This is a genomic window from Actinomycetospora sp. NBC_00405 (genome assembly GCF_036044095.1).
GTDB classification, from domain to species: Bacteria; Actinomycetota; Actinomycetes; order Mycobacteriales; family Pseudonocardiaceae; genus Actinomycetospora; species Actinomycetospora callitridis.
Genome location: NZ_CP107938.1, coordinates 4,620,474 through 4,634,852, shown reverse-complemented (window position 1 = coordinate 4,634,852; position 14,379 = coordinate 4,620,474). Strand labels below are relative to the sequence as shown.

18 protein-coding genes are annotated in these 14,379 nt (G+C 71.9%); 14 read left to right on the top strand and 4 right to left on the bottom strand.

Annotated features, from left to right (window positions below; genetic code table 11):
* Positions 1–93 precede the first annotated feature (93 nt).
* Together OG774_RS22865 and OG774_RS22860 are read right to left on the bottom strand one after the other, a co-directional pair.
* Positions 94–951: a helix-turn-helix domain-containing protein gene (locus OG774_RS22865; RefSeq protein WP_328304627.1), complete on the bottom strand. Its 858-nt coding sequence runs from the start codon at positions 949–951 to the stop codon at positions 94–96.
* The gene (locus tag OG774_RS22860) at positions 948–2,396 is read right to left on the bottom strand and encodes an FAD-dependent oxidoreductase (RefSeq protein WP_328304625.1); all 1,449 of its coding nucleotides are present in this window, start codon (positions 2,394–2,396) and stop codon (positions 948–950) included. The genes OG774_RS22865 and OG774_RS22860 overlap by 4 nt, the downstream gene beginning before the upstream one ends.
* A gap of 225 nt (positions 2,397–2,621) precedes the next feature.
* Between OG774_RS22860 and OG774_RS22855 the strand changes: the two genes are divergently transcribed.
* The 4 genes from OG774_RS22855 to OG774_RS22840 all read left to right on the top strand — a co-directional run bounded on the left by OG774_RS22855 (position 2,622) and on the right by OG774_RS22840 (position 4,998).
* Entirely contained in the window at positions 2,622–3,005 is a 384-nt protein-coding gene (locus OG774_RS22855; RefSeq protein WP_328304623.1) for a hypothetical protein, read from the top strand.
* Positions 3,006–3,007: 2 nt separating this feature from the next.
* Positions 3,008–3,715, top strand: coding sequence for a class I SAM-dependent methyltransferase (locus tag OG774_RS22850; RefSeq protein ID WP_328304621.1), 708 nt, complete (start codon positions 3,008–3,010; stop codon positions 3,713–3,715).
* Positions 3,716–3,820: 105 nt separating this feature from the next.
* On the top strand, positions 3,821–4,375 hold the full coding sequence (locus OG774_RS22845; protein ID WP_328304619.1) for a hypothetical protein: 555 nt from the start codon (positions 3,821–3,823) through the stop codon (positions 4,373–4,375).
* A gap of 44 nt (positions 4,376–4,419) precedes the next feature.
* Positions 4,420–4,998 (top strand): hypothetical protein, encoded by a 579-nt coding sequence (locus OG774_RS22840; RefSeq protein WP_328304617.1) that lies wholly within the window; start codon positions 4,420–4,422, stop codon positions 4,996–4,998.
* Positions 4,999–5,302: 304 nt separating this feature from the next.
* Here the strand turns inward: OG774_RS22840 and OG774_RS22835 are convergent, their stop codons facing one another.
* Positions 5,303–6,226: a MarR family transcriptional regulator gene (locus OG774_RS22835; protein WP_328304615.1), complete on the bottom strand. Its 924-nt coding sequence runs from the start codon at positions 6,224–6,226 to the stop codon at positions 5,303–5,305.
* A gap of 271 nt (positions 6,227–6,497) precedes the next feature.
* On the opposite strand from OG774_RS22835, the gene OG774_RS22830 reads away from it, so the two are divergent.
* Genes OG774_RS22830 through OG774_RS22805 form a run of 6 tightly spaced genes read left to right on the top strand, consistent with a single transcriptional unit; the run spans position 6,498 to position 10,997 of the window.
* Complete coding sequence (locus OG774_RS22830; RefSeq protein WP_328304613.1) at positions 6,498–7,430, top strand: NADP-dependent oxidoreductase; 933 nt, start codon at positions 6,498–6,500, stop codon at positions 7,428–7,430.
* Positions 7,423–7,896: a pyridoxamine 5'-phosphate oxidase family protein gene (locus tag OG774_RS22825; protein ID WP_328304611.1), complete on the top strand. Its 474-nt coding sequence runs from the start codon at positions 7,423–7,425 to the stop codon at positions 7,894–7,896. The genes OG774_RS22830 and OG774_RS22825 overlap by 8 nt, the downstream gene beginning before the upstream one ends.
* Complete coding sequence (locus tag OG774_RS22820; RefSeq protein ID WP_328304609.1) at positions 7,893–8,747, top strand: DMT family transporter; 855 nt, start codon at positions 7,893–7,895, stop codon at positions 8,745–8,747. Before OG774_RS22825 ends, OG774_RS22820 begins: the two co-directional genes overlap by 4 nt.
* 5 nt (positions 8,748–8,752) lie before the next feature.
* The gene (locus OG774_RS22815) at positions 8,753–9,307 is read left to right on the top strand and encodes a DUF3995 domain-containing protein (RefSeq protein ID WP_328304607.1); all 555 of its coding nucleotides are present in this window, start codon (positions 8,753–8,755) and stop codon (positions 9,305–9,307) included.
* Positions 9,298–10,764 (top strand): serine hydrolase domain-containing protein, encoded by a 1,467-nt coding sequence (locus OG774_RS22810; RefSeq protein WP_328304605.1) that lies wholly within the window; start codon positions 9,298–9,300, stop codon positions 10,762–10,764. The genes OG774_RS22815 and OG774_RS22810 overlap by 10 nt, the downstream gene beginning before the upstream one ends.
* Positions 10,755–10,997 (top strand): hypothetical protein, encoded by a 243-nt coding sequence (locus OG774_RS22805; RefSeq protein ID WP_328304603.1) that lies wholly within the window; start codon positions 10,755–10,757, stop codon positions 10,995–10,997. The genes OG774_RS22810 and OG774_RS22805 overlap by 10 nt, the downstream gene beginning before the upstream one ends.
* Before the next feature lie 135 nt (positions 10,998–11,132).
* Here OG774_RS22805 and OG774_RS22800 read toward each other — a convergent pair whose 3' ends face one another.
* Entirely contained in the window at positions 11,133–11,576 is a 444-nt protein-coding gene (locus OG774_RS22800; RefSeq protein ID WP_328304601.1) for a DUF6069 family protein, read from the bottom strand.
* Between the two features lie 730 nt (positions 11,577–12,306).
* On the opposite strand from OG774_RS22800, the gene OG774_RS22795 reads away from it, so the two are divergent.
* From OG774_RS22795 to OG774_RS22780, 4 genes are all read left to right on the top strand, one after another.
* Entirely contained in the window at positions 12,307–12,942 is a 636-nt protein-coding gene (locus tag OG774_RS22795) for a TetR/AcrR family transcriptional regulator (protein WP_328304599.1), read from the top strand.
* Positions 12,939–13,454, top strand: a complete 516-nt coding sequence (locus tag OG774_RS22790; protein WP_328304597.1) for a DUF6463 family protein — start codon at positions 12,939–12,941, stop codon at positions 13,452–13,454. Before OG774_RS22795 ends, OG774_RS22790 begins: the two co-directional genes overlap by 4 nt.
* A gap of 119 nt (positions 13,455–13,573) precedes the next feature.
* Positions 13,574–13,813 (top strand): hypothetical protein, encoded by a 240-nt coding sequence (locus tag OG774_RS22785; RefSeq protein ID WP_328304595.1) that lies wholly within the window; start codon positions 13,574–13,576, stop codon positions 13,811–13,813.
* Positions 13,759–14,250: a VOC family protein gene (locus tag OG774_RS22780; protein ID WP_328304593.1), complete on the top strand. Its 492-nt coding sequence runs from the start codon at positions 13,759–13,761 to the stop codon at positions 14,248–14,250. The genes OG774_RS22785 and OG774_RS22780 overlap by 55 nt, the downstream gene beginning before the upstream one ends.
* The last annotated feature ends 129 nt before the right edge of the window (positions 14,251–14,379 follow it).

Genomic DNA, 14,379 nt, shown 5'->3' with positions numbered 1-14,379 from the left:
CAACGCGGTCGGCGCGCCTCACTTCGTCGCGACGGGGAAAGTACTCGGCCGGTTCGGCGCCTAGCGGCAAGGTGTGCTGGGTTCGTTCCCCGATCAGGGTCTGGTGCTCTCGGGCCGCGAGCTGTCTCGGTGGCGGGCGATTCTTGAGGCGTAGTCGGTCGGTCTGATGCCGGTCAGGGTGTGGAAGTCGCGGACGAAGTGGGCCTGGTCGGCGTAGCCGGTCTCGGAGGCGATCTGCTCCCAGCGCGGTGCCCCGGGCTGGTCGAGGCGCCGGCGGACCGCGTCGAGACGCACTAGGCGAGCCGCGGTCTTGGGGCGCAGACCGACCTGCTCGGTGAAGCGGTGGATGAGGTGCTTGTGGCTCCATCCCACCTCGCGGGCCAGCGCGCCGATGGGCACCGACCCACCGGTTTCCACGAGCCGCTGGTAGGCGTAGCGGACCTCGGCCCTCGGTCGGCGACCGCGCTCGCAACGCCGCAGCAGGAGCTCGTCGACCAGCGCCCACCGCTCGGGCCATCCGGCGGCGCCACGGAGCCGTTCGGCCAGCCCGGACGCGGCCGGCCCGATGAGGTCGGCGAGATCGATGGTGCCTGCCCCCAGCTGGTCCATCGGCAGGTCGAGCACGGTGTAGGCGCCGAGGGGCTCGAGCGAGACCTCGACGTACGAGGGAGCGCACGCCCCGTCGACCACGACGTGCTCGGCGTGTGGGCCCATGACGAACGTCGGGGTGCGGTGCGGCGAGTCCGCCAGCTTGACCACCAGGTTGACGGTGGTGGAGGCCGGGACGACGAGGTGGCGGGGAGTGCTCGGCGCGGAGATCCCGAGGTGGTCACGCGCAAGCACCGGGCGCAGCGCCGGGTGCGGCCGGGCGTGCACGCGCGGCCAGCGCGCCTGCTCGGGCTCGGCCGGTGTCTCGAGGGCGTCAGGCGACGCGAGGGGGTCGGGGGTCAACTCTCACCTCTCCGTCCGGCGCCTCCCACGCGCACCAGGTCCCCGGCGAGCGCGGCTTCGAGTCGCGCCCGGCTCGGCTGGGGCGCCTGCGGCACCTCGTCCGCCGACACGTCGCGCACCCTCGCGACGAGCTCGGGGTCGCCATAGACGTCCTCGGGGGTGCCGACCATGCCCATGATGCGGCACACGGCGCGAAAGGCCAGGGGGTCGCGCTGGGCGGCGGCCCGCAGTTCGGGGAACGTCAACGTGGCGGTCGGGGCGGGCACGGGGGGTGGCGGGGCCTCGTGGACGGTGTGGCGCAGCATCGCCAGGCGCGCCGCGTCGGCCCGGGCCTGGTCGAGGTAGAAGGGGACGACGTGCTCCTCGACGGCACGGTCCATCGCGACGGCCTGCGCCGCGGGGTCCTCGCTGCTCGCGACGGCGTCGGCGAGGTCGGCGACGGTGCGCAGGGTCATGCTGAGCCCGCGTCCAAAGGTCGGGTTGGTGGTGCAGACGGCGTCGCCGATCGCGATCAGCCCGGTCGCCACCGGCCGGTCGCCGACGGCGAGACGACGCAGGGTGTTGTGCAGCCCGCCCATGACGGCGACGTCGGTGGTCGGCGCGAGGACGTCGAGCCACGGCCGCAGGAACGGCACGGTCCGCAGCACCGCGTCGAAGACCGCCGGGTCGCGGGCACCACGGAAACGGTGGTCGGAGACGAGTGGGGCGACGGCCAGTTGCATGGTGGCGTTGTCGCCGGCCCAGATGCCGGCGGTGAACTCGTCGAACCCCGCGACGACGCGTGTGGTGACCGGGCCGGGCAGCTCCCGGCCGCGCACCCGGTACTGGCGGCCGTAGTACGCGAGGCCGCACGGGGCGACGGCCTGCGGGCGCGGGCGCGCGCCGATCGCGGTGATCCACCGCTCGAGCGGGACGCGGCGACCCCCGGCGACGACGACCAGATCGCCGGCCAGCGCGCCGTGGTCGGTGAACACCCCGCCGACGTGGGGCGGGTCGCCGGGGCCCGCGCGCAGGCCGGTCACCGCGACGCCGTGGCGCAGGTCGACCCGAGGTTCGGAGGCGGCGGCGCGGCCGAGCACCCAATCCAGCGTCGACCGGCGGGTCATCAACGGCCGGAGCCGGTCGTCGCCCGGGCGCGGCGACCGGTCCTGCAGTGTCGGCGGCATCTGGCTCTCCAGCGACGCATCCTGCGCGCCGGCTCTCCCGAGAGCCTCGGCCACGTCGGGCAGCCGCTCGCGTAGGACCTCCCGGAACGTCGTGAGCAGGACGTGCGGCTGCACGATCTGAGGCGCCGTCGCCCGGTGCGCACGGGCGGCTGCGGTCTCGACGTCGACCGCGGGCTGCAGGTGGTCGCGCTCCAGCACCGTGATGTCGTGCCCGTCGCGGGCGAGCACCATCGCCGCGCACAGCCCGGCGGCGCTCGCGCCGACCACGATGATCCGCATGGCCGGGCACGCTAGGACGGGCGACCGACCGCCGTCTTGAACGGACTTCACCGCCAGGTCCAGTGGGGTCAAGCGAGGCCAGACCGTTACGCGACGCTCTCTCGTCGCGACGCGGGTGCATTCCTTTCAAGACCTCGGCTGTCCGCCTTCGTAACGTCGACCCGGCCGCGGTGGCCCGGGGCCCCCGATCACCGGACCGGGAGGGCCGTCGGAGAGGGATCGATCATGTGGAAGAAGCTCTCGTCCGCCGCCCGCACCCACGTGGCGAGCCTGGTCGTGGCGTGTGGGGGGTTCCTGGTGCTGCTCGTCGCCGGGGTTCCGGAGTTGCAGCCGTTCCCGCCAGGTGTCCCAGTACTGCTCGTGGCGGCCCTCGCGGTGCTCGTGTTCCCAGGGCGGCGCTGGGTCCCGCTGATCGGGGTGGCCCTGTGCCTGGTCATCGCCTTCGGCGCCTTCGTCATCTACGAGGGCACGCTGATCCGGCTGGCCGACCCGGGCGCGGCCACGCTGTTCCTCGGGACGGTCCTGCAGATGGGCGGGGTGATCGCGGCGATCGTGGCCGGGGCGGTGGCCGCGCTCGCGCCGCACCGCAGCCGGTCCCAGCGGGTCTGATCGTGCCCGGATCTCCGCGTCGAGCGCTCCGCGCCGACTACGACCGCGACCCGGTACGCTTCGCGGCCAACCAGGCGGCCACCGCCGAGTTCTCCCTCGTCGGCGACGTCCACGGCCCCGTCGCCCGTCGGCTTGCGGCGACGGGCACCGCCACCGTCCTCGATCTCGGCGGCGGCACCGGGACGCTCGCTCGCGCGCTCGCCGCCGAGGGGCTCGCGACGGTCGTGGTGGACGCCGCCGCGCACGTCGCCTGGTCCCCTCGGCCGGCGGTGCGCGCCGACCTGCGCGCGCTGCCGTTCCGCGACGCGTCGTTCGCGGCCGCAGCGTGCTTGTGGGTGCTCTACCACCTCGAGGAGCCCCGCACGGCCCTGCGCGAGGCGGCTCGCGTGCTCGCGCCCGGCGGGCGGTTCGTCGCCTGCACCTCGGCGCGCGACAACGACCCCGAGCTGGCGTCGGTGCTCCCCGGCTGGGGCGTCCCGGGCACGTTCGACGCCGAGGACGCCGCCGACCTCGTCGCCGCCGAGTTCGACGTGGTCGAGGTCGAGCGCTGGGACGCGCCGCTGATCCACCTGCCCGACCCCGGCGCGCTCACGCTCTTCCTGCGCGGGCGGGGGCTGTCCGCGACTGAGGCGCGCCATGCGGCCGCGCGGCTCGTGGCCCCTATGGACGTCACGAAACGGGGATGCCTGGTCTGGGCACGGCGGCCCTGACCACCTACGTCCGCGCGGTGCACCTGCTCGTCCTCGTTGCAGCGTGTGCGGGGGTCGCCGGCGGACGGACGACACGATTGAGCGCGTGCCACGGAGGCTCCTCCCATGTCCATCACGTCACCGGCCCGGGCCGCGAGCGCACGTCCCCGGTCGGCAGCGGGCGCCCGGCGGGTACTCCTGCTGCTGCACCTGGCCATGGGCCTCGGGTGGCTGGGGGTGACCTCGGCGTTCGTCGTCCTCACCGTCTGGCTCCTCGACGTCCGCGACCCGGCCACCGTCCGCACCGGTTACCTGGTGCACGAGCTCCTCGTCGTGTGGGTCGCGCGCCCCGCCGCGATCGGTGTCGCGGCCACCGGAATGTTGCTCGCGCTGACGGCCGGTCGCCGCCGCGCTCCCCGCTGGTGGCTGTGGTGGGTGCCGGCGAAGCTGGCGTTGGTCGTCGCCACCGTGGTGGTGACGGTCAGCGTCTCGCCCGCCGCGCTGCGATTCGCCGTCGGCCACGCCGATACCGTCGGCAGCCCCGCCTACACCGACATCCAGCACGCACTGGTGCTGGTGGCGATCTACCACGTCGCCATGATCACCGCTGCGGCCCTGCTGGCGATCTCCCGGCCGGGCACCCGCTTCCGCAGCGCCCGCCGATCGGCGGTGGCGCCGTGAGCACCGCTCCGGCTCGTCCGACCGGTCGCCCGTTTCAACTTGGGGTGCACACCCGCCGCGCGGTCCTCATCACCCACATCGCCTCCGCCGGCGCGTGGCTGGGCGTCGACGTCGCCATGGCCGTCCTCATCGTCACGGCGATGACCGCCGACGAGCCCGGCACCCTCGCGTTCAGCCTCCAGGCCCTCGACGTGGTGTCGATCTGGCCGCTGCTGGCCTGCGGGCTCCTCTGCCTGCTGTCCGGGGTCGTCCTCGGTGTGGGCAGCAAGTGGGGCCTACTGCGGTACTGGTGGGTGGCGGCCAAGCTCGTGCTCAACCTCGTCCTGACCGGGCTGGTCCTCGTCTCGTTGCGCGCCGAGGTCGTCGAGCAGGCCGCCCTCGCTCGCCGCTCCGCCGCCGGCGAGGTGGTGACGTACGACCTGAGCAACCTCATCTACCCGCCGACGGTCTCCCCCACCCTGCTCCTGGTCGCGATCGCCCTCTCCGTGATCAAGCCGTGGGGACGCATCCGAGACCGAGCGCGACGATCTCGGCCCCGCCCGTGGCGTCAAGCCTCCGCCGACCCCGATCCAGAGTTGCGGGGGCTCGCCGGGCAGCAGACGCCTCGATCGGCGCAAGCCTGAGCAAGGAGCCGTGCTCTCGCGGCGAGCCGTGGTGGAAGCGGCTCATCTCCCGCGGGTCGCTCCGGCTGGGTCATCGGTGGTCGCAAGCGATCGCCCAAGGGCGCCCACGAGTGCCGGTTCGTCATCGGGTCGCCCACCCAGGCCGAGGTCGACGACCGGTTGCGTCGAGCCCACGAGCTCGGCCGGCGCGACAGGCACGCTCCACCGCCTTCATGGCGTGCTCCGTCCGGAGCCGGGCTCGTGTCCTCGATGACGCGTTCGCACGCCACCAGGTCCTCCAGAGGGCCACGCTCGGATCGAGCCCTCACGCGGGCTCGACCTGGTCGCGGCCCGAGGGATCAACGGCGTGGTCTCGCGTGCTCGGGAGAGGCGCGTGGGCAAGTGTCTCGCGCATCTGGGCGACCGCGCGGTGTAGCACGGCGAGGGGGCGCAGCCACAACGTCGCTTCCGCGACGAGACCGTTCGCGTCGCTCCGCCACATCAGGATGCCCTCCGCCGTGTCCCCGTCCACTCGTCCTGTGAACTGAGAAGCGGAGCGCGCAGGGTCGGCGAATTCGTGGATCACACGGATGTCCCTCACGACACCCGCGATGGCGGTCAGCAGATGCGCGACGTCGTCGCGTCCGGTGTAGGCGGCGACCGGGCTGTGGAACACCGCGTCCTCCGCGAGCAGCGACGCCACAGCACTCGGGCTGTGGGCCGCGAGCAGCGCCCGGAGGGGGGCACCCGGGACTACCTCGCGTTCGGGTCGCCGATCACCAGGTGGGTCGGTGTCTTGGCGTAGGTGGTTCAGGACGGCCTCGGTCGCGTCGCCGAAGACGTCGATCTCGTGGGGGGTCAGCCGGTCGATGAAGTGGTGGCGGACCGAGTCGAGGTGGTGGGGCGCGGCCTTCTCGATGACGTCCTGCCCGTGCTCGGTCAGCGCCACCACGGTTGCTCGCGAGTTGGTGGGGTGCTTCTCTCGGCGCACCAGGTCGCGGCGCTGCATGCGGTCGAGGTGGTGGGCGGTGCGGCTCGTCGACCAGAGCATGCGGTCGGCCAGGTCGACGAGGCGCACCCGGCCCCCCGTGGCCTCGGACAGGACCACGAGCACCGTGTAGTCGGGCTCGGACAGCCCGGCGTCGCGGGCCAGGTCGCGGGAGATTTGCAGGTCCAGCAGTGCGCGCATCTTCATGTAGCCGCGCCACGCCCTGGCTTCACGATCGCTGAGCCACCGATCTCCACTCATGGCGCCAGCCTATGAGTTGACGTGTCAGCTCAGCAAGTCTACCGTCACGCTGACATGTCAGCTCGAACGACACCGAGTGGCCGTCCTGCCGCGTGAAAGGGGTTCCGATGCCGACCCTCAACGTGATCGTCGCGAGTACTCGCCCAGGCAGGGTCGGGCCGGCCGTGACCGGCTGGTTCATCGCCCCGGAGCCCACGCGGCTGAGAGAGGCGCCGGCCGGCCTGCGCTCCTCGGCCTCCGCCGCGGCAACATCGCCGCGCGGGGTCCGCTCATGAGGGCCGCGGTGTTCGACCGATACGGACCGCCCGAGGTGTTGCAGGTGGTGGACCTCCCCGCGCCGGCACCGAGGCCGGACCAGGTGCGGGTGCGGGTGCGGTCCGCCGGGGTACAGCCGTTCGACACCTACGTGCGGCAAGGGTTGCCGGGGTTCTCCGCCCAGGCATTTCCTCAACAACTGGGCCAGGAATTCTCCGGCGTCGTGGACCAGGTCGGTGGTGCCGTCACCGGATGGGTCGACGGCGACGAGGTGCTCGGCTGGGCACACATGACCTCCCACGCCGAGTACGTCCTGACCGGCGCGAACGCGCTCGTGCCCAAGCCGCGCGACGTGACCTGGGACGAAGCCGGCGCCCTGTCGTCGTCGGGTCAGACCGCCTGCACGGCGCTGCGCGCACTGCACGTCGGGTCGGGGCAGACCGTGCTCATCCACGCCGCCGCCGGCGGGGTGGGCACGATAGCCGTGCAACTGGCCAGGGCGTGGGGCGCGCGGGTGATCGGTACGGCCAGCGCGACCAACCACGCCTACCTGGCCGGTCTCGGCGCGATCCCGGTGGCATACGGCCCCGGGCTCACCGATCGGGTTCGGGCCGTCGCGCCGGGCGGTGTCGACGCCGCGCTGGACGCGGCCGGTGGACAGGCGTTGCGCGACTCGCTCGGTCTCGTCCAGGACAGGAGCAGGATCGCCACCCTGGTCGATCACGACCAGGCAGACCGCCTCGGTGTGCGCGGGGTGCGGGCACGGCTGTGCGCAGAGCAGCTCGACGAGCTCACCGCACTGCACCGGGCCGGCGTGTTGCGCATCCTGATACGCGAGAGCTTCCCGCTCGAGCGAATCGCGGACGCCCACCGAGCGATCGAAACACGGCACGGCCGCGGAAAAATCGTCCTCCGGATCGCGAACCAGGGGCAGGGAAAGCATGCCTGACGAACCCGCGCCACAGAACACCGCGCCCCGCAGGCTCGGAAAAGGCGAGCGCGAAGAGTTTCTCGCCGAGCCTCATATCGGTGTGCTCAGCGTGGTCAGCGAGGACGAGCGTCCACCGTCCACCCTGCCGACCTGGTATGCGTACGAGCCGGGCAGGAGCATCCTGGTCATCGCCCGCCAGGGAAAGCGGAAGTCCAGACTCATCAGGCGGGCGGGCAAGGTGTCGTTCTCGGTTCAGCGCCCCCAAATCCCTGACAAGTACGTCACCGTCGAGGGAACGGTGACCAGGCAGGACGTAGCGACCCGGGACGATCTCCTGAGTATCGGCCGCCGCTATCTTCCCGCAGATTCCGTCGACTCGTGGGCCGACTGGGAACTGCGCGGCGGGAACGGCAGCGGCGACCCGGAGTGCATCGAGATTCGAGCGGACCGGTGGCTGACCTCCGACTTCGGTGGCCCGCCGTGACGCTCGCCGCCATCCTCGCCCTCGGCGCCAGCCTGGGCTGGGGAATCTCCGACTTCCTCGGCGGCCGCAAGAGCAGCGCGCTCACTCTGTTACCGGTTCTGGTGGTGTCCCAGCTCGCGTCGCTGGTGCTGCTGGCCGGTGGCGTGATGCTCATCGGCGGGGCTGTGCCTCCGGGCGGTTCCGTCCTGGCCGCGGCGCTGGCCGGCCTGGGCGAGGTGGTGGGCGTCGCCGCCCTGTACCGCGGCCTGGCCGTCGGCGTGACCAGCGTGGTCGCGCCCGCCGCCGCCGTCGCGCCGGCCCTACCGCTCGTCGTAGGGCTGGCGCTCGGGGACGCGCCGACACCGATCCGCGGCGCCGGGCTGGTGGTCGTCGTCCTCGGCGTGGTGCTCACCGCCTACCAGCGCACCTCGGCAGCGATCGACCGACGCCGGGGCCTCGTCAGCCTCACCTACGGGCTGGTCTCCGCCGGCGGGTTCGGCACGTTCTTCGTGGCGATGGACGCGGCCAGCGACGGCGGCGTCCCGTGGGCATTGCTCGTCGCCCGGCTCACCGCGGTCACCGGCGTCCTCCTGGTGGCAGTCACAGCCCGCGCCCGGATGCGGGTCGCCCGCGGGCACCTGCCCGCGCTGGCGCTGATCGGGATCCTCATCGTCGCGGCCGACGCCCTCTACGCCACGGCGTCCACCGTGGGTGAGCTGAGCGTGGTGGCCGTGCTCAGCGCGTTCCACCCGGTGGTGACGATCGCGCTGGCGTGGATCTACCTGCGCGAGAGGGTCAGCCCGATCGGTCAGGCCGGGATCGCGCTGACCGTGTGCGGGGTCATCGCGATCACCGCGACCTCGAGCACGTGAGCCCGGTGGCTTGCGACGAGGTGATGGCGACGGGCGGCTGCCTGGGGACGACGAGGCCGACGGCGGTCGCCGGGTCGACAGCGTGGGCGGGCTACCTAGCTGCCGCGGTCGGCTCGGCGTTCGCCGCTGTGAGCCTGTATTGGGCTGCCGGGGGCACTGCCGGGCTGTGCACCATCGGAGGCCCCGTCGAAGATCTCACTCGAGCCCGCGACCCGCAGTTCATCGCACTGCTGTGGGCCACCGCCGTCGCGAAGATCATCGGTGCCGTACTCGGCCTCGCCCTGGTTCGGCCCTGGGGACAGCGGGTTCCCCGGCGCACCCTGTTCGCGGGCGCCGAGGCGGCCGCGGTGCTGTTGACCCTCTACGGCGCCGTACAGACCGGCGCGGTGGCGCTCGCCGCCACCGGGTTCCTCGACGTCGAACCGATCGACCCGACCGTGCTGCGGTGGCGGATGTTCCTCTGGGAGCCGTGGTTCCTGGTCTGGGGCTTGTTGCTGGGTATCGCGGTGCGGCAGCGCCGCCGCCGTCCCATTATCGAGAGGACTCCCCGATGCAGCTGATCGCCGTCGCCGCCGGCGTCCTGACGGTGCTGCTCGGTTTCGCCGGCCCGGTGGGCGCGGCACCAGCCCCGCCGGCACCGGACCCGGCCGTGATCGACCGCTATCTGGCCGAGGCACTCGCCGCGACCCGCCTACCCGGAATGGCGGTCGCGATCACCCACGGTTCCCGAGTCGTCCATCTGGCCGGCATCGGCACGGACGGGCGAGGCGGGCGCGTGACGCCGCGTAGCCAGTTCCGGCTCGCGTCCCTGAGCAAATCGTTCACCGCGACCGCTGTCCTGCAGCTCGTGACCGCCGGGCGCATCGACCTCGACGCCCCCGTACGCCGCTACCTGCCCCGTTTCGCCCTCGCCGACCCGGGCGTCTCCGCCCGCCTCACCGTGCGCCACCTGCTGAACCAGACCGGCGGGATCGCCGACGCCGGATTCCCCGCCGTGACCGCCGACGAGCACGACCTCACCCGGCGAGTGGCGAGCCTGCGCACCGCCGAGCCGGTGAGCCCGCCCGGTGTCGAGTTCCACTACTCGGACCTGAACTACCAGGTACTCGCCCGGTTGATCGAGGTCGTGACCGGGAGGCCGTGGGCGCAAGACCTCGACGAGGAGGTGTTCGCCCCACTCGGGATGACGAGCACCTTCGCAACGACCACCGCGGCGCAGGCCGGGCGGGTCGCACCCGACCTCGCCCAGGGCCACGTTCTGGTGTTCGGCCAACCCGCGGCCCGCCCGGAGCTCGACGGTCTGGTCGCCGGATCGACCGGGGTGATCTCGACCGCCGAGGACATGGCGCGCTGGCTGATCGCGCAGTCGCCCGACGGCGGTCGGGTTCTGCCCCCCTCCGTCGGCGCACTCCGACACCACCCACCACCAGGGGTGGTGGGCGGGTACGCGATGGGCTGGCAGGTCGTCACCCCGGCGCACGACCCGCGACGCATCGAGCACACGGGGGTGCTCTCGACCTTCTCGGCGGTCCAGGTGCTGCTGCCCGACAGCGGCTACGGATTCGCCCTGCTCTACAACGGACACAGTCAGCTGGCCGACACCGCGGGCGTCACGGCCGGGCTCGCCGCGCTGCTCAGCGGGGACGGCGAACCCGACCCCCCGCGCAGCACCACACTCGTCTCGGCGGTGATCGGCGGGGTGTGCGTCCTCGTGCTGCTGGTGCGGGTGCGCTCGCTCACCCGCATCCGGTCCTGGCGCCGGCGTCGGGCGGGCCGGCCGTGGTGGACGGCCGCACCCGGCATCGTGTGGCTGATCCTCCCGGTCGTGATCCTCGCCGGGCTGGTGGAGCTCGTCCGGGTCGCTGCGGCAGGCCGGGTGTTCACCTTCTGGCAACTGTGCCTGGCGATGCCCGACGTGGCCGTCCTGCTCGCCGTCGCAGGGGTCACCGGCTCCACGCTCGCCGTCGCGCGCATCGCTGCCCTCGTCCGGGCGACCGAGGCGCACGCATGGCGGTGACGAGCATCCTGTGCACCCCTCGGAGCGGCGCTGACGCGCAGGCGAGCGTCTCCGAAGCGCAGCGGCGGGAGTTCCTCGAGGTGGGCGTGGCCTACGTGGGCTTCGCGGTCGACCACCGCCCGCACTTCGAGGTGATGCACCGCCCTGACCTTCACGCCGAGGACCCGACGGTGCGGGCCGCGCGAAAGCGCGCCAGCGAGCCGCTCTACCCGGGGGGCCGGCGTGGCCCTTGACGGCTGGCGCCGGGCACAGGGACCTCGAGACGTCCCGGCCGTCACGCGGCAGTCCACCGGCACCGGGGAGCGCGCCAACGGGTTCAGCTCGTTGGTGGCGCGCCTGCGCTCCCACACGCTTCGGTAACCATCGGGTTACGTGGTTCGGGCCCACAGGAGCGCGGGAACGAGCACAACGACGGCGAGATGGACGAAGAACAGTGACACCTGGGTCGCAGGCGTGGCGTCCACGAGGAAGATCGGAATCATCGACACGATGACCACCACGGCCGCCGTACCCACCCAGATCCCGACCGCGTGACGGGTGAATCGCTCAAGCAGGGCCAGGACCGCCCAGCCGAGCCCGGCGACCACGAGAGTGACCACAGCCGTGGTGGTGACGTCGATGGTCACCGAACCGGCCGGATCGCGCAGGACGTAGTCAGCTCCGGCGAGCCGACCGATAGCCCACACGGCGGCGGTGACGGCGACGGTGGCGCCGACACCGGCGAGACGTCGGAGATACCGCGGTCCTCCCGGGCCGGGCGGAACGGACTGGACGGGCTGAACGGTCTCGAGGTCATTCATGTCGTTCGTCATGACCGAAGCGTCCGACCTCGAGTCGAGACGAGGTCAAGGCCTCGGCCAGAACCCAATCCACCCAAGCCCATCGCCGGCTTGCTGCCCACCCGGACGCGGAGTCCGCGCGGAACCGACCTCGTAGCCTCAGGCCACGATCAGCGTTCGGTAGCCCAGGACGAGCGCCCCGCCATCGAGGTACGCGCTTCGGTGGGCTCGTGGCACCCACGTCGGGTAGTGGCGCAGCAGCCGGTCTGACCTCGTCGTCTTCCGACACACCGGGTTCTCGCCGACAGGCGAGCCTGCCGGGTGCTCGAGCGGCATCTGCGCTGCTCAGCGGCGTGCAGCGTCCACGACCCGCACCACGACGCCGATTCTCGACCCAGAGTTCGAGGTTCTCGATCATCGGGGTACCGACGAAGTCGCTGATCGAAGACTTGTGGGCCCCGTGGGACTCGAACCCACAACCACCGCATCAAGAGATTCCCGTGCTCCGCCCTCACACAGCCTCAACCAGCAACTCTGGTTGCAGCGCAAGCCTCCTGAACCGACGAACCCTCCCTCAGGGTCACGTGACCAGACTGCCAGCTCCGGACTCCACTGAACGCGGGGCGGAGCAATGTCCAGACCTGGCCCGCTCGTCAGTCTTCCGCCGTGACGAGGCGTCTTCCGTGTGATGAGCCTCGTTGAGGCTTGCCGTCCCAGCCCGCCGCAAGTAACATACAAACATGTTCGTATCTATGATCGTCGGATGACCGCGTTGGACCGCCGGCCGCGGACGCAGGCCGACCGTCGTGCTCGCACCCGCGACGCGTTGCTCGAGGCCGCCGCGAGGGGAATCTCCACCCACGGGTACAGCGCCCTCGGGCTCGAGCAGGTGGCCAATGAGGCCGGGTACTCGCGCGGCGCGCTCTATCATCAGTTCGCCGGCAAGGAGGAGCTGGCGCTCGCGGTGGTGCGGTGGATCGACGAAACCTGGGCCGCAGAGGTCGCCCAACCGTCTCTCGCCGAGGCCACCCCGACCGACACGCTGCTGACGATCGCCCGCCAGCACGCGATCTACTGCCGCCGCGACGTGGCGAGGGTCATGAACGTGCTTCACGTGGAGTTCGGCGGCCGCGAGCATCCCGTCGGGCGCGCGGTCGAGGAGATCGTCGAGCGGCTCCTGGTGTGGTGCACGGACCTGATCGTCGCCGGCCGCGCGGACGGGTCGCTGCCCGCAGGCCCGCCCCCACGCGAGACCGCCGACGTGTTCCTCAGCGTCGTCGAGGCCGTGGGCGTAACGGTCGCCGGTCGAACACCGCACGACGTCGAGCTGATGGAGCGCGCGGTTCGCGGAGTGCTTGGACTACCACCCACGACATCAGGCGATCAGGAGGAGTCATGACCCTTGCCCACACCCCTCCCAGCAAGAGTCCGCTGACCACGGCCGCCGGTTGGATCGCCGTCGCGTTCGGCACCGTGCACGTGGTGGTCGCCCCGCTGGATACCTCGGCGACCTGGAAAGAGGTCTGGGCCGCGGGCTGGTGGAACACATTCACCCTCGACCCGCCGACCACGTTCGGCCAGGCCGAACTCTCGTCGGTGTTCTGGACCACGCTCGGCAGCTTCGGGGTGCCGATCCTGGCCCTTGGGTGCCACATCCTCTGGTCGGCCCACCGGCACCAGCGCGTGCCGGGCCGGCTGGGATGGCTCGTCCTGTTGTGGGGTGTGGCCTTCGTGACCGCCCTGCCAGCCTCCCCGGGCTGGACGATCCCGGTCATCGGTGCCCTCGTCATCGCCGGAGACCGCCCGCGTCGTCCCGGCCGGCCCGTCGTGCCGACGACGCCAGCCCGGGAGGACCGGGGACGTCTCGATGTCGCCGACGTCCCGAGGCAGGGAGTGTCCCGTGGGCGGTGAGGAGCAGGTACAGCGCGACCGCAGCAGGCCGACGCCTGTCCGCGGAGAATCGACGACCCCTGATGCCCGACCGTTGACCATCGCCCCGCCGCCCGTGCCTCCTCCTCGGCACTGCACGGGTGCCACGCGGAGTCCTCACCTGCCCCGTCCTGTCCATCAGCGGCGGCGCCGACCGCAACGTCTCAGCCCGCATCTCGCGCTCCATCGCCCGCCGCTACGCCGCCGAGCACCACATCCACCCCGACCGCGGGCACTGGATGATCGCCGACTCGGTTGCCAAAGAGATCGTCCCATCGGTGATCGAGTGGCTGCACCGGACCGCAGTCGCGTCCACCACCCACAACCACACGAAAGTCTGACCATCATGGCGCTCTCGAGCTTCTACCCCGTCATCTGCTCGGACCGCCTCGCGCAGACCCGCGACTTCTATCTCGAGCGTCTCGACTTCGAGGTGACCTTCGACGCGAGCTGGTATGTGAGCCTCCGTCGGCGCGCCAGTCCATTCGAGCTCGCGATCGTCGACGCCGAGCACTCGATCCCGGAAGGCTTCCGCTCAAGCGTCGCCGGTCTCATCCTCAACTTCGAGGTCGACGACGTCGACGCGGAGTACCGCCGCCTGATCACCGACGGCGGACTCGGACCCCGAATCGAGCTGCGCAGCGAGGACTTCGGGCAGCGGCACTTCATCGTCAGCGACCCGGCAGGCGTGCTGATCGACGTGATCACCGAGATCCCGCCCAACGCCGAGTTCGCAGGGCAGTTCACCACCGCGCCCCCTACCGACGCGCGGCAGTGACGCCCGCCGCCTCGGGAGCAGCACTTCGTGGGGCCGCACTCTGCCGCGACCACCTGCCGCGCCAGCTGCTCGCCCTTTCAGAGAAGGCCCCCGCGACCGAAACCCTCTGCTCGCCCGTCCACATCGAGC

Excerpts from the sequence above, each read along its gene's own strand:
- OG774_RS22795 (WP_328304599.1), top strand. The coding sequence starts at position 12,307 with ATGACCGCGTTGGACCGCCGGCCGCGGACGCAGGCCGACCGTCGTGCT.
- OG774_RS22790 (WP_328304597.1), top strand. The coding sequence starts at position 12,939 with ATGACCCTTGCCCACACCCCTCCCAGCAAGAGTCCGCTGACCACGGCC.
- OG774_RS22800 (WP_328304601.1), bottom strand. The coding sequence starts at position 11,576 with ATGACGAACGACATGAATGACCTCGAGACCGTTCAGCCCGTCCAGTCC.
- OG774_RS22810 (WP_328304605.1), top strand. The coding sequence starts at position 9,298 with ATGCAGCTGATCGCCGTCGCCGCCGGCGTCCTGACGGTGCTGCTCGGT.
- OG774_RS22825 (WP_328304611.1), top strand. The coding sequence starts at position 7,423 with ATGCCTGACGAACCCGCGCCACAGAACACCGCGCCCCGCAGGCTCGGA.
- OG774_RS22860 (WP_328304625.1), bottom strand. The coding sequence starts at position 2,396 with ATGCGGATCATCGTGGTCGGCGCGAGCGCCGCCGGGCTGTGCGCGGCG.
- OG774_RS22830 (WP_328304613.1), top strand. The coding sequence starts at position 6,498 with ATGAGGGCCGCGGTGTTCGACCGATACGGACCGCCCGAGGTGTTGCAG.
- OG774_RS22805 (WP_328304603.1), top strand. The coding sequence starts at position 10,755 with ATGGCGGTGACGAGCATCCTGTGCACCCCTCGGAGCGGCGCTGACGCG.
- OG774_RS22855 (WP_328304623.1), top strand. The coding sequence starts at position 2,622 with ATGTGGAAGAAGCTCTCGTCCGCCGCCCGCACCCACGTGGCGAGCCTG.
- OG774_RS22835 (WP_328304615.1), bottom strand. The coding sequence starts at position 6,226 with ATGAGTGGAGATCGGTGGCTCAGCGATCGTGAAGCCAGGGCGTGGCGC.
- OG774_RS22845 (WP_328304619.1), top strand. The coding sequence starts at position 3,821 with ATGTCCATCACGTCACCGGCCCGGGCCGCGAGCGCACGTCCCCGGTCG.